We start from the raw sequence: 12,602 nt of genomic DNA, 5'->3' as shown, positions 1-12,602 counted from the left end.
ATGCGGGGTTTGTTGTTTATAAACCGCTAATGGCATCACCGTGAACATAAAGCCTTGACCTTCCCCTTGATGGTGGGTTGTCAAGTGGCGCAGTGCCGCAACGCACCGCACCAATTCAACAATTTAGATACTCAACTAACCTTCAAAACCCCCGAATTGCCTCCATTGTGTGGACACAATGTGGACACGTCACTAAGCGGATTGTAGCTCACTGCGTCCTGTAGATAGTCAGGTGCAAAATGCGCATACGTCATGGTTTGTGAAATATCCGAATGCCCTAAGATTCTTTGCAATGCGATGATGTTCCCGCCCTTCATCATGAAATGAGTGGCGAAGGTATGCCGCAGCGCATGTGCCGCCTGTCCGTCAGGCAGGTTAGGTTTTGCCAGCTTCATCAACCGCCGGAACCTGGAATAGCTCACGCGGAACAGCTTGCCTGATTCACGGACACTGACAATTTTCACTATATCGTCAGAAATAGGGACAACCCGCCTTTCCCCGTTTTTCGTGAGCGTGAACACGACCTTATTGCCAACAATGTTCTCAGCTTTAAGTTGATGAGCTTCCCCCCACCGCGCGCCGGTCGCCAGCAACAAAACTGCGATACGGTAGTAATCACCTTTGGTCATGGAAAGCAGATTATCGACCTCAGACTGAGTGAGATATGACATCTCTGTTTTCGGCTCTTTCAGGGCAGCTATTGCTGATACGGGGTTTTCACCATGAAACTCGTCTATCTCTGCCATTGATTTAAAAACACCACTCAATGCAAACAGGTCATGGTTTATGGTTGAAGCCTTAATGCCCTGCTCCAGTCTGTACGCGCGATAATCAATAAGGCATCGCGCATCAATCTGATAAATCATCGGATCCCCCATATCTTTGCAGATGCAATTTACAGCGCTTAGACGCCGGTTTGCATAACTCTTGTTCCGCCCTATCAGCAGCCACCACAGCGAGATGAACTCACTAAGCCGCCTCTTATCCGCAGGCCGGTTCAGATAATCATGGTTCTGGTACTTCGCAATAATGCTTCGCTCAAAAGCATGAGCATCCGCCTTACGTTCAAACTTCCTCCGAATGCGCTTTCCGTCGCGCCCGCGAGGCCTTACGTCCACTTCATAGCGACCATCTTCAAGTTTCTTAATCGACATAAGAAATCTCTCCAACGGTCATATCACTATCCTGGTAACAAATAGTGAAAATGTAATGTTTATAAATTGTTAGCCAGTCTGTTTCTCGGAGGGGTCTGATTCCGTTCTTTCTCGCCCAGAGTGTGCGAGAGCCGGAGCAATCTGGCCCCGGTCGGGATCAGTGCGGTCATACATAAACCAGTCTTGGTATTTGTGGAATCGAGGGTGACCAAAAAGTTTGATGGCAGACTCTAAAGTCATCTTGGTTCTGCCAAGTTCATAACCAACATAAGTTGAGTAATTTAAGCCAACCAAATCAGTTAGTTGCCTTTTTGATAGGCGTTCAGAATCCCTGATAAGCCCCAGTTTTTCGCCTTGCGTGATTGACATGATGATGAGTTCTCGTCATATTTATACGTATCAAGTCATATATTGCTTAACTACAACATATGACACATTACGCAAAGTCAGACTTAATAAGCCTCAACTAGCGTTAACAAAGGAGTCTACCAAATGGCACAAACACGAGAAAACGAATTAAAGACCGGATCTCAACATAAATGTGAGATCTCAGGTGGGGAGCAAGGAAGTTTGCAGATGACACCGCGCCAGAAAGTTGATTTAGCAGTTGAGCTGGTTGATTTTATTGAAAAAAAAGCCAAAGAGTCTAATTACGCACTCTCTGGCTCTGACTTTTGGAAAGTACTTGAAATAGCAGCAACTCTTAAATGAGATTACTGCTGATCCAGTTTCTCTTTGAGCTTCTGCGCTAAAGCAGAGTAAACCTCATCGAAATTACGCGTTAGGTATGTTGCCGGAGAGAGGCGTATCGCAGCGCCGCCTAGCGGTGAACTTTGAGGTGTGCTTTGTGAGCTGAGCACAGTGCAAGTCTGAGAAAAAAGGAACAGTACTTTTTCTTCATGAGTCATCAGTAATTCCCTCTGTTGTATTTTTGAAAACCCATTAATTCCGGTCAGAACCAAAATGGGCAAAAAACAAAATACCACAGAACCATGCGCCGGGGCATGGGTAAAAACCCCGGAAAAATTCTTAACGAAAACATGGGGTTTGATATGCAAGATAATTTAATTCCAGACGTGAGCAGACAATTTCCGTTAGACCCGGCACGCGTGGCTCGGACGTGCAAAATGTCCGCTTCGCAAGCAGAAAGCATCCGCGATATGAACACCGAAGAGTTACAGAAACAGATTTTTGTAACACCTGTTGAGTTTGCCTACCTCACAGGACGCACACTCAAATCGGTTCGCAATCTGATGGATCGCGCTCAGTTACCTGTGCACCGCGAAGGTATGCCAGGCTCTAAGCGCCCGAAGCGTTTTATTATGCTTCAGGAATATTGGGAGGCCGTCGCTCACTGTCGCGCCCTGGTTACCCCGGAAGAAAAACACTATATCGACAGATTAATGCGCGATAAGGCAAGTTACCGGCGCACCACAGGTAATAAGCACACTGTATTGAAAAGGAATAGTCGCGCCACTCAATCCGGGCGAGTCTGATTATTAATAACGAATAATAAGCGGACACGTTAATGAGCCAATTAATTCAACTCAGCCGACATAGTTATGTATATCGCGGGTTCACTATTCAAAAGTGCCCGCGTAATCCCATAACAATGTCAAATACGTATGTGATATCTAATGACGGCAATTATTTTGGCCGCGATTTCGCGTTGGCCGAAGCAATGCAAACGGTAGACAGCATGTTAAAGCAAGGGGGCAACAATGCACGATGACGGCCCAACACTGGCAAGCCTCCTGCGCAATGGCTGTCAGGTCACACACTTTAAGAACTCGCGCGGATGGCTCGAAACTCCGGACGGGAGATTTTTTAAGCCCGAACCGGCGAAAGTTCAATTTATCAAAGGACTGAATAAACCTTTTGTTTATGTCCAAAAGATTAATAAAGGATTTGCTACCGCACTGGTCGAATTAATTAAAAAACTGGTTAAGTAATTCGGTCTTAAAAAATCGTTCCTGCTATCACCACCGATTAAAAACGGTGGCGGATTAACTCATCTTTGAAAAGAGAAAACATCATGACGAGACGAGATCAGTTTAATTTCATTCTGCATATTATTTTGCCAGCTATAGAAAGCGAGGGGCTGACAATAAAAACCCAGCGCGACGGCGAAATAACATTATCCGCTCACGGTTCTATTGCTGAAGATTTCGTTAAGAACCTGCGTCAGCACTGCATTGAAGAATTGCAGCGCCATTCCTCATCGTCTGCATACGGAGCTTAAAAGATGCAACGCCGAAATATCGAAACCCGCACAACAAAAATCGGCCCCGATGATGCCGGTCTGAACGATCTGCTGACTGCCGCCCGCATGGATGAGCGCCGCGCCCGCATGGAGGCCATGGCTGCGAGGCTGGATTCGCTGGCTGGAAGAATTACCAGCCGCCAGCTCGGCTACAAAGAAGCCAGTGAGCTTCTGAGACAAGAGGCGATCAACGTAGCCAATGCCATCGGGGAGATCCTCTGATGGCGGACGAAATTGATATTGCGCAGCAGTACGAACATGAGGAGCGGGAGCGCCACATCCTGAACGCCCGCAGCAAACCAACTTCCGTTTCCCGCCTGACCTGCGGTTGTTGCGGCGCGCCAATACCGGAAGCACGCCGTATTGCCGTACCTGGGGTAGAGCTGTGCGTGACCTGCCAGAGCCTTAGCGAATTAAAAACAAAACACTACAGAGGTGCACTGTGAACAACACAAAACTGAATGTTAAACCTTTGCCGGATGCCGTTATCAACGAAATTATTGCCGGTTCAATTGAAGGGGTTGAGCCAACTACTCACGAAATCGCCATGGCACTGGAACTGCGCGAGCGCCGCTCACTTACACGAATAACTATTGTTGCGCCAACGGTAACTCGCTGGGAGGAACTGGTTACTCAGCAAGTTCCAAAACAGCCAGCCGATCGCGAAAAAATTGGTGGCTGTTCATGGCTGGACTGGAACCAGCTCAGCGCCATGGGGCTGCTTGAAAGAATCAACCGGGAGATCCTGCACCCTATTGGTCTTGCGGCTTACCGTAACCCACAGGATGGGACTTCTGGTGGGGCGTTAGTCTCTCCGGACGGAAAATGGGAATATGCAGATGATGCCCGCTTACCGTCAAAATCGTCAGAAGGTGGTGCATCATGATTAGCACCATTCTCAAATGGGCGGGCAATAAAACCGCCATTATGCCAGACCTGTTAGAGCATCTTCCCGCAGGCCGCCGTCGCCTGGTTGAACCTTTCGCGGGTTCCTGTGCGGTGATGATGGCAACTGACTATCCGGCCTATCTTGTTGCAGATATCAATCCTGATCTGATTAATCTCTATCGCACCATTGCCAGCGATTACGAAGCATTCATTGAGCTGGCTCAGATCGTTTTCGAAAGCTACCCCACCTCTGACGACTATTACCACATCAGGGACACATTTAATCAGGATGCTGCTCTGCCACTCAGCACCAGAGCGGCTTATTTTCTGTACCTGAATCGCCATTGTTACCGTGGCCTGTGCCGCTATAACGGCAGTGGCGGTTTTAATGTGCCATATGGCAACTACCGCGCCCCCTATTTCCCTGAAGCTGAGATACGTGCATTTGCTGACAAAGCCACACGCGCAACCTTCATCTGTGCGGGGTTTGAAGAAACGTTGAGCATGGTGCAGGCCGGTGATGTTGTTTACTGCGATCCACCGTATGACGGCGTGTTTTCTGCGTATCACACCAAAGGTTTTAGTGAGGACGATCAGTATTGCCTGGCATCCGTGCTAACGCAGCTAGCGGAGGAAGGTTTTCCGGTTATCGCATCCAACGCCGACACAATGCTGGTTTCCTCACTGTATCGCGCGTTCACCATCCATCGCATACGCGCATCGCGGAGTATTGGTGTTGCTGCTGGCAATGGGAAAAAAGCCCCTGAAGTGATCGCCGTTTCGAACAGCAGACCATATACCTCGTGGATTGGTTTCGATCCGGCCAATGGCTTCAATGGTTCAGATGCCGGGAGGATTCATGCCAAATAAGCACCCCATCCCGGAAATATGTTTCGCCAAAAACACCATCAACATCATCTCCATGTCAGGAGGTAAGGACAGCCTGGCCCAATGCCTGTACGCCGTTGAGCATGGCTTATCACCTGTAAAAGTTTTTGCTGATACCGGGCATGAACATCCACAGACGATGGAATACCTGGATTATCTGGAACAAAAGTTAGGGGTAATAAGGCGTGTAAAGGCCGATTTCACTCAGCGGATTGAGGGAAAACGCAGGTTCATCGCAGAGCGCTGGCCTGTCTCACTGGTTGAAGAATGCGGTATGTCTGCCGATGAGGCGTCGGAACGTGTTGCAATGGCGCTGGAAATCCTGCACCCGACTGGCGTTCCTTTTCTGGATCTGTGCATGTGGAAAGGCCGTTTTCCTTCCGCTAAAGCCCGTTTTTGTACCTTTGATCTCAAACATGAACCTGTACGTACTCAGGTGGTATTGCCTGCGCTGGAGGAATTCGACGAGGTAATTAGCTGGCAGGGTGTTCGCGCGCAGGAATCAGCGGCGCGGGCCGGTTTACCCGTCTGGGAGGAAGATGCAGATAACACGCCGGGCCTGCATGTATTTCGCCCGATCCTAAGCTGGTTGCATGAAGATGTATTCGCAATTGCGAAGCGCCATGGAATAAAACCCAATCCCCTCTATCAGCAAGGTTGTTCTCGTGTCGGCTGCATGCCCTGTATCCATGCACGAAAATCTGAGCTGGCGGAAATCTTTCAGCGCTGGCCGGAGGAAGTTAAGCGTGTGGCCTCATGGGAACGACTTGTAGCGGCGTGTTCACGCCGTGGAAATTCCACATTTTTCCCCTCCACACATGACCCCAAACGTGCCGAAAGAAGAATTGATGTCATCACGGTCGAAGCCTACGGAATAGAAAGTTATCGTGACTGGGCGCTTACAACACGCGGAGGAAGTCAGTTTGATTTACTCGCTTCCGCTAATGACATGGCAGTTTGTAGCAGCATTTATGCCGGAGTTTGCGAATGACCGCGGAAGCCCGTGGCCGTCGCGCCCCCTCTCCACCGCCTCCGTTTCCGGGTAGCTCTGATGATGCTACCCGGTACGCCTATGAGTGGAACAAACCCCGCCAGGCTATTGGTCGTGATGTGCCGATTTCCATTAGCGGCTTTGATTACCTTACACCGGACGGCACCCGCAAGCACATTGATATAGCCGACCTGTGCGAAGAGGACGAAAAGCTGGAACGTAGTAAGTTGTTGCGCCGCCGTCTGGCTTCTCTTCCGCAGTATGTCCGCCGCCACTTTGCTACGAAGCTGGATGCGCTGGACGCGAAAAACCGCAAAGCGGCTGATCTCTGGCTGGTAAATACCTTTGAACGCCACGTATTAACGCGTATTGACAGTGTGAACAGTCTTTACCAGCCTGATAGCGTGATGCCAGGCATTCTGCTGCCAATCCGCGAGCAGCTTTTTCGTATGCTCTGGGCAGGGAAAAAAGAGTTAAAAAGACTGGCTTATACGCTTACCGATATCTTCACAAGCGAGTTTATACGCGAGTCCGATCATCAGTTGGCGCGTACCGGCGATCCTGAGCTTGCTGCGCTTTCTGGCTATGGCCGTATTGCGTCGCTGGCGGTACATCTGAAAACACCAGTCCCCGGCTGGACAGCCTATTGCAATGAAGAACTGGAAGCGGAGGACGCGTTACGCGCGGTGCTTCGCCTTGAGTCACCGCAATGGTGGTTAAGCCGCCTGCGCCGTATCCATGCCCGCTGGCGTGAGCATTTGATGATCGCGGCGGGATACGTCCAGAAAAAATCCGCCCCCTATAGTAGCGCCCCTTGCCTAACGGAATGGCTGGCCCAGAAAAAGGCCAACCGTGAATACCTTAAGGCTATGGAGCTGGAAGACCAGGACACGGGCGAACGCATTTCCTTGATCGATAAAGTCGCCGGTAGTGTTGCCAATCCGGCAAACCGTCGCCGCGAACTCATGACGAGAATGCGCGGATTTGAAGATCTGGCGAAGCTGGAAGGGCTGGCCGGTGACTTCTACACGCTGACAGCCCCTTCCCGTTATCACTCCATGCAGCATAACGGGCGCCGCAATAATAAATACTGTGGCGCGTCACCACGTGAAACCCAGCAATATCTTTGCAAGGTCTGGGCGAGAACCCGCGCCGCGTGGAAGAGAAAAGGGATCCGTGTCTTTGGCTTCCGTGTGGTTGAACCGCACCACGATGCAACGCCGCACTGGCATTTACTCCTTTTCATGCGCCCTGAACGCATCGAACAGGCACGCGAAATCTTCCGTAAATATGCTCTGAAAGAAGACGGACACGAACAAGGAGCGCAGGAAAACCGCTTTCAGGTTGTGCCGATCGACGATGCCCATGGCAGTGCAACTGGCTACATAGCGAAATACATTTCGAAGAATATCGACGGCTTCGCGCTGGATGGTGAGAAGGACGACGAAACTGGGGAAGACCTGAAAGAAATGTCACTCCGCGTCAGCGCGTGGGCGTCGCGCTGGTCTATTCGCCAATTTCAGCAGATCGGTGGTGCGCCGGTCACGGTATATCGCGAACTTCGCCGCCTGGGTGATCGTGAACTGGTGTTACACCCTGAACTGGAAACCGCCCGGCAGGCTGCTAACGGTGGTGAATGGGATAACTACGTGTTAGCCCAGGGTGGCCCGTTGGTTGAGCGCGATAAGCTGCGCATCCGTCTGAATTATGAAACCACCGAAAACGGCAACGCTTACGGCGATAACGTCCAGCGAATCACCGGTATCTACTGCCCGATTACGGGCAATGACTCTTTGATCTTCACCCGCACCACTCAATACAAAATCGTGCCGAAGCGCCTGAGCACTGACGGTGTGGCCGTTGACGTTGGTTTTTCAGGCGGCAACGCCGCCCCTCGGAGTTCTGTCAATAACTGTACGCGGGATCCAGCGGCAGGTACTGACGATGTTGAACATGCCGATCACGAAGTGGGCGAGACGGTGAATTTTGAGTCACTTTCCCGCCAAGAAAAGAGGGAGCTGGCGCAGCGGCTTAGTAATGAAGTGCGGAGTAAGCGTAAAAAGCGGCCACCGGAACGGGAAGAAGAGGCCGGGCTATCAGTTAAAGAGCTGCAAATCAGGGAATTGTTGGCGCTGCGCGGGATTGATGCAAGCGCCGGAATGGTCAGATCGATGATGGCCGGTGCGTCAGTGGCATGCGGTGATCTCGTTATGATCGTACGGGACGGGCATCTGATATCCGGCAACCGCGCCGCTTCCGGGCTGAATAAGCTGTCGTCGCAGGTGATGGCGGCGAAGCAAAAAACAAGTGACCTTGTGCACAGGATGAAAGCTGCATTTCGCGGAACTAAGCCGATATAAGCCGCTCTAAGAAGCAATTACTCACTTTTCGCACAACCAAAATAGTTATGACTTTCGCCGTTTTCTGCTTATAGTGTGCGCGTTTTTGTGTCATAACTAAGTTAATAATAAATGGCATTTCGCTTACACACGCAGTTAGGAGGCTCTTATGACGAACCATAATCAGATGAGTCAAATTTATTCTAAATTCGGCCAAGCCGGGTTTAATCTCTCATACATCCGCAGATTGTTACCTGATTGGTGGGATGAGAAACTTGCTGAAACCCCCTCAGGGCGCCAGTATGCGTGCCTGCACCTTGCGCGTATGTTTAGCATTCTCCCGGATAGCCTGAAAGATGGTAGCGAAGGGGTATGCTTTAATTTTGGTGGCAACCATAAATATAAACATCGCCAAAATGTTGCCGAGAACGATTTAGATATTGCGACTGCTGTTGCCTATACTGCAGCGGGCATTGTCGCATCTAATTTCAAAACACCTTACGATGCCAGTGTCGTGTTGGATCCTTTGGCGATAAGAACCCAAATCCTTACTAAGGAATCATGGGTATCGCTCGATAGCTTGGTATCGTATTGCCATTCAATTGGTATTCCTGTTGTTTATCTAAAATCTTTCCCGCAAGCTGCTAAGAAAATGGCTGGACTTGCATTAATGAGCCACGGGCGACCGGTGATCGTTCTTACTCAGCCTCAGAAGTATGGCTATATGCTGTTTGATCTTGCGCATGAGCTAGGCCATATCGCCAGAGGGCATTTGAACGCAGAAAACGGGCAATGTCATGTTGATGCGAAAATTGAGAATGCTTCGACTGACAACGTAGAGAAAGAAGCCAACGAATTTGCGTTTCAAGTCATTTCGGGGCAGAAATCTTTGCGTATCGTTCCCACTGCTGGCCGGTTGAATGGGCCTCGTCTGGCTCTGGCTGCTCAAAAATATGGTAGTGCCAATCACATTGACCCTACTCACATCGCTTTAAACTATGGTTTCGCGCAGAACTGCTGGGGCGCTGCCGTTAACGCGGTCAAATCGCTCTGTGCTGGTGAAGACTCAGATCAGGATTTTGTGAGGGCCATGATGAAAAGCGGGATGGATTTAGAAAATATCCACGAAGATGATCTTAAGGTTTTAGAAAATCTAATCGGGGAGTAATAAGTGATTGTTCTTTCTGACAATGATGTCATTTTGAAGCTGGCCCAGTGCAATCTTTTATCACAACTACCAGTGGTTTTTAATCAGCCCCCCGAACAAATCTTCATTAACCCTGCTGCTCGTTTTCAGCTTCTGCCGAAAAACCCCGATAAAGCAATCCGGAAATGTGGTAGCCAAGTTATTTTCGAGCAGGTGGGAGCTTTCATCGAATCTGTACAGGATATCCCGGAAGTCCATGACTCCCAACTTATTGAGCTTTTGGGGGGTGTGTCCGGAATTGATGTAGGCGAACAGCTATTGCTTGCCTCATGCATAGAGAACCCGGAAGCTATCTTCATGACAGGTGATCGGCGCTGTTTGACTGCTATTGTTGCAAACCAACCAGCCCTTGCCGTGGTTCATCAGCGTTTATTGGATGCAGTTGTTACATTTGAGTCGTCGCTTTTGTTATGTGTCCACGGTACAGATCAGGCTCAAGTTTATGAAAATTTGGTTAGCAATCCTAAACCTGACGGCATGTTGAAGCTGGCTCTTTCAAACTCTGGCGCTGCAATGTGCGAATGTATTTTTTCCCATACACGTGAGTTTTACGATTACCTTGCCTTCAAAGATCGACTTCCCGATCGGGAGTGGGGAAGGTAAAAAAATAAGGGCTATCAAAGCCCTTTTTTATTGATTTACTTGCTGCACAATTTTGCACACTCCTTTTGATTCTAGTAATCCCCTTCCGCGCCAGCTCTGAAGCGACTTCAGCTAAGTTTCAAAAGCGCACAAAAGAAATACACGAAAATTGATTTAAATCAATGCCCTTTTCACCAACCACTTGTAAGTTAAGCAAAACACAACAAACTTTTAAACTTAACCTATAAATTTAAAAGTTATCAAAGCATCAACAAGAGAGAAACAACATGGCAATAAGCCCAATTCAAAAACAAATAGCCAGCCTAGAAGCAAAGGTTGAGGTTCTTGAAAGTATCATAAACATCGCCAAAACTCCTGGTGGACGCATTAGTGATGATGGTAAAAATTTAATTTACATATTACGCAATGCAAAAATGAATAAAACTGACATTGCAAAACTACTAGATATATCCCCTGCCGCCTTGAGCAAATATGACTAATTTGTAAGGAATTAAAATGGTTTTCCCTATTACTCCTTTTCATGCGACCAAGATTCGCCAGTGCTTTGAAAAATTAAATATCAGCGGAGAAGTCTTCGATTATAAGACCGTATATCGGGACACAAAAACTAACTTCATATGCAACGTACATACCGGTAGAAAAGGGATGAGTATGGAGGTTCAGAATGCTGATAAAGACCTTGGTTTAGCCCAGATACTTTCTGCAATCGCCCGTGAGACACCGCCAGCAGTGTGATGTCGCTGCCATTAACTAGCCCTAACGGAAAAGCTGCGATTCAAAGCGGCTTTTCCTGCTTTCCTGTATTATCTTCTGCCTGAACAATCTTGCACATTTTTGCACAATTTTTTTGATGCTATTAATCCATTATCTCGCCAAGTCTGCTGCGAATCAGGCAGGGTTGCAAAAGTGCACAAAAAGAGGCCCGTTTAGCGCGCAGGCGAGGCGGGGGAGCAAGCGCGCGCTTTGGGGGGGCAGGCAGGGGGTCGTATACCTCCGGAATCGCGGCCTGAGCCGCGCTGTATTGCCGCGCGCTCGCTCCGGCCGCGCGGGAGCAGGTGGGAAAATGCCGCCTCAGAGCGGCTTACAGCGCGTCTGGTGAGGGGTACGGAAAACGATGCCCGACAGGCGGCGGGCAGTGCCGGAAGGTGAAAAAATCAGAAGGATTTTCGGGAGTGCAGACAAAACACCATCACTCCCGATGGTGTCTGCAGGATATTCAGGCGCTGTCGGAGAGGAGTGCATAGGGGTTGAAGCGGATCACCTCCTCGCCCAGCCAGTCGTTAACGTGTTTCATGGCTTCCATCACCGGCGTCAGCTCATTGATGGCAAACACCCTGGCGGCTTTTTCCACATCGCCGAATGAGCCATTCCCCTCCGGGATGGCGCCCATCAGTTGCGGCGGTACGCGATGCGCGGCCAGAATGTCATCGCGTGTTGCCGACTTCACACCGATAAACTCATCCTTCGCCGATATCTGGCTGAACGGCAGGATCTGAACCGAGTCTTTCCCGCCGCCAGGCGCATGCAGCAGAATGTTTTTGAATGCCCCACCACGCCGCGTATCCGTCAGCGTTTTCTTGAGTTTGTCGAGGCTTTCCTGATCGGCAATGGCGCTGTTCACGTAAACAATGCAACCTGCATGGCTGCCGTTGTCATAGTAAAGCTTGCGGAACTTGTCAGCCGAGTGCGACAGGTTGGCCGACAGCAGGCCCGCAAAATACTCCGGCATACCGTAGATATCCTGGTGAATATCCGGATTGATGACGTGGCACACAGAGCCAGTCCTGAACTGGTGATCATCCAGGCCCGCCTGAATAAACCAGTAGGTATCGAGATCGGAACCCCTCCGGGTGTATTTGGCGAGTGAATGGCGCAGCCCCAGCGGGCCGCCAAGCATATTTGATCGCAGCTCAAGGTAGGCGTTACCGAACACAAACCAGTCAAGCGCAAAGGCAGAGAACACCTGACGGGACAGCAACCGGTGCGGGATAAAACACCCGGCCAGCACGTTGCGTTTAAACATCAGCGCGGACTGGTGCCAGCTTGCATAACCAAACTGCCGCGCCAGCCCGTACCAGCTGATCGGTGTTTCGTAATAGCGGCCATTGTTGGCGCAATACATACTGTCCAGCAGGTCATAAGATGACGTGACCGGCCATGGCCCGTCAAAGGTGAAAGAACTCAGTCCCGGCTGGGTTTTCAGTGCAGAAACCAGGTCTGTCTGTTCCCCGGAATGCTGCCGCGCGCCGGGATATTTTTTTGGGATCAA

The 12,602-nt window shown here is 49.8% G+C and carries 19 protein-coding genes; 15 read left to right on the top strand and 4 right to left on the bottom strand.

Annotated features, from left to right (window positions below; genetic code table 11):
* Positions 1 to 131: 131 nt before the first annotated feature.
* Both C0557_RS05630 and C0557_RS05625 read right to left on the bottom strand, forming a co-directional pair.
* Positions 132 to 1,154: a tyrosine-type recombinase/integrase gene (locus tag C0557_RS05630; RefSeq protein ID WP_208657789.1), complete on the bottom strand. Its 1,023-nt coding sequence runs from the start codon at positions 1,152 to 1,154 to the stop codon at positions 132 to 134.
* Between the two features lie 69 nt (positions 1,155 to 1,223).
* Positions 1,224 to 1,523 (bottom strand): helix-turn-helix transcriptional regulator, encoded by a 300-nt coding sequence (locus tag C0557_RS05625; protein WP_208657788.1) that lies wholly within the window; start codon positions 1,521 to 1,523, stop codon positions 1,224 to 1,226.
* 123 nt (positions 1,524 to 1,646) lie between these two features.
* Between C0557_RS05625 and C0557_RS05620 the strand changes: the two genes are divergently transcribed.
* Complete coding sequence (locus tag C0557_RS05620) at positions 1,647 to 1,865, top strand: hypothetical protein (RefSeq protein ID WP_208657787.1); 219 nt, start codon at positions 1,647 to 1,649, stop codon at positions 1,863 to 1,865.
* Positions 1,866 to 1,867: 2 nt separating this feature from the next.
* Here the strand turns inward: C0557_RS05620 and C0557_RS05615 are convergent, their stop codons facing one another.
* Positions 1,868 to 2,062: a hypothetical protein gene (locus tag C0557_RS05615; protein WP_208657786.1), complete on the bottom strand. Its 195-nt coding sequence runs from the start codon at positions 2,060 to 2,062 to the stop codon at positions 1,868 to 1,870.
* Positions 2,063 to 2,158: 96 nt separating this feature from the next.
* Here C0557_RS05615 and C0557_RS05610 point away from each other — a divergent pair, with 96 nt between their 5' ends.
* The 14 genes from C0557_RS05610 (at position 2,159) to C0557_RS05545 (ending at position 11,068) form a co-directional block, all read left to right on the top strand.
* Entirely contained in the window at positions 2,159 to 2,650 is a 492-nt protein-coding gene (locus C0557_RS05610; RefSeq protein WP_253073784.1) for a hypothetical protein, read from the top strand.
* Positions 2,651 to 2,682: 32 nt separating this feature from the next.
* Positions 2,683 to 2,886 (top strand): DUF4761 family protein, encoded by a 204-nt coding sequence (locus tag C0557_RS05605; RefSeq protein ID WP_071920381.1) that lies wholly within the window; start codon positions 2,683 to 2,685, stop codon positions 2,884 to 2,886.
* Positions 2,876 to 3,106 carry a phage filamentation protein Fil family protein gene (locus C0557_RS05600; RefSeq protein ID WP_208657785.1) on the top strand — a complete coding sequence of 77 codons (231 nt, stop codon included), beginning with the start codon at positions 2,876 to 2,878 and terminating at the stop codon, positions 3,104 to 3,106. The genes C0557_RS05605 and C0557_RS05600 overlap by 11 nt, the downstream gene beginning before the upstream one ends.
* A gap of 83 nt (positions 3,107 to 3,189) precedes the next feature.
* Positions 3,190 to 3,396, top strand: coding sequence for a hypothetical protein (locus C0557_RS05595; RefSeq protein ID WP_208657784.1), 207 nt, complete (start codon positions 3,190 to 3,192; stop codon positions 3,394 to 3,396).
* Between the two features lie 3 nt (positions 3,397 to 3,399).
* The gene (locus tag C0557_RS05590) at positions 3,400 to 3,639 is read left to right on the top strand and encodes a DUF2732 family protein (RefSeq protein WP_208657783.1); all 240 of its coding nucleotides are present in this window, start codon (positions 3,400 to 3,402) and stop codon (positions 3,637 to 3,639) included.
* Positions 3,639 to 3,863, top strand: coding sequence for a TraR/DksA family transcriptional regulator (locus tag C0557_RS05585; RefSeq protein WP_208657782.1), 225 nt, complete (start codon positions 3,639 to 3,641; stop codon positions 3,861 to 3,863). The genes C0557_RS05590 and C0557_RS05585 overlap by 1 nt, the downstream gene beginning before the upstream one ends.
* Positions 3,860 to 4,303 (top strand): hypothetical protein, encoded by a 444-nt coding sequence (locus tag C0557_RS05580; RefSeq protein ID WP_208657064.1) that lies wholly within the window; start codon positions 3,860 to 3,862, stop codon positions 4,301 to 4,303. The genes C0557_RS05585 and C0557_RS05580 overlap by 4 nt, the downstream gene beginning before the upstream one ends.
* Entirely contained in the window at positions 4,303 to 5,175 is an 873-nt protein-coding gene (locus C0557_RS05575; RefSeq protein WP_208662803.1) for a DNA adenine methylase, read from the top strand. Before C0557_RS05580 ends, C0557_RS05575 begins: the two co-directional genes overlap by 1 nt.
* Positions 5,165 to 6,184, top strand: a complete 1,020-nt coding sequence (locus C0557_RS05570; RefSeq protein WP_208657781.1) for a phosphoadenosine phosphosulfate reductase family protein — start codon at positions 5,165 to 5,167, stop codon at positions 6,182 to 6,184. The genes C0557_RS05575 and C0557_RS05570 overlap by 11 nt, the downstream gene beginning before the upstream one ends.
* The gene (locus tag C0557_RS05565) at positions 6,181 to 8,544 is read left to right on the top strand and encodes a replication endonuclease (protein WP_208657780.1); all 2,364 of its coding nucleotides are present in this window, start codon (positions 6,181 to 6,183) and stop codon (positions 8,542 to 8,544) included. Before C0557_RS05570 ends, C0557_RS05565 begins: the two co-directional genes overlap by 4 nt.
* A 148-nt stretch (positions 8,545 to 8,692) precedes the next feature.
* On the top strand, positions 8,693 to 9,691 hold the full coding sequence (locus tag C0557_RS05560; protein ID WP_208657779.1) for an ImmA/IrrE family metallo-endopeptidase: 999 nt from the start codon (positions 8,693 to 8,695) through the stop codon (positions 9,689 to 9,691).
* Positions 9,692 to 9,694: 3 nt separating this feature from the next.
* On the top strand, positions 9,695 to 10,333 hold the full coding sequence (locus C0557_RS05555; RefSeq protein ID WP_208657778.1) for a hypothetical protein: 639 nt from the start codon (positions 9,695 to 9,697) through the stop codon (positions 10,331 to 10,333).
* Between the two features lie 266 nt (positions 10,334 to 10,599).
* Positions 10,600 to 10,812: a hypothetical protein gene (locus tag C0557_RS05550; protein WP_208657777.1), complete on the top strand. Its 213-nt coding sequence runs from the start codon at positions 10,600 to 10,602 to the stop codon at positions 10,810 to 10,812.
* Between the two features lie 16 nt (positions 10,813 to 10,828).
* The gene (locus C0557_RS05545; RefSeq protein ID WP_208657776.1) at positions 10,829 to 11,068 is read left to right on the top strand and encodes a hypothetical protein; all 240 of its coding nucleotides are present in this window, start codon (positions 10,829 to 10,831) and stop codon (positions 11,066 to 11,068) included.
* 481 nt (positions 11,069 to 11,549) lie between these two features.
* Here C0557_RS05545 and C0557_RS05540 read toward each other — a convergent pair whose 3' ends face one another.
* The gene (locus tag C0557_RS05540) at positions 11,550 to 12,602 is read right to left on the bottom strand and encodes a phage portal protein (protein ID WP_208657775.1); all 1,053 of its coding nucleotides are present in this window, start codon (positions 12,600 to 12,602) and stop codon (positions 11,550 to 11,552) included.

The sequence above is a fragment of the Kosakonia sp. MUSA4 genome (assembly GCF_013085925.1).
Taxonomy (GTDB): domain Bacteria; phylum Pseudomonadota; class Gammaproteobacteria; order Enterobacterales; family Enterobacteriaceae; genus Kosakonia; species Kosakonia sacchari_B.
The sequence above is the reverse complement of the archived record's forward strand: the minus strand, read 5'-3'. Positions and strand labels throughout refer to the sequence as shown.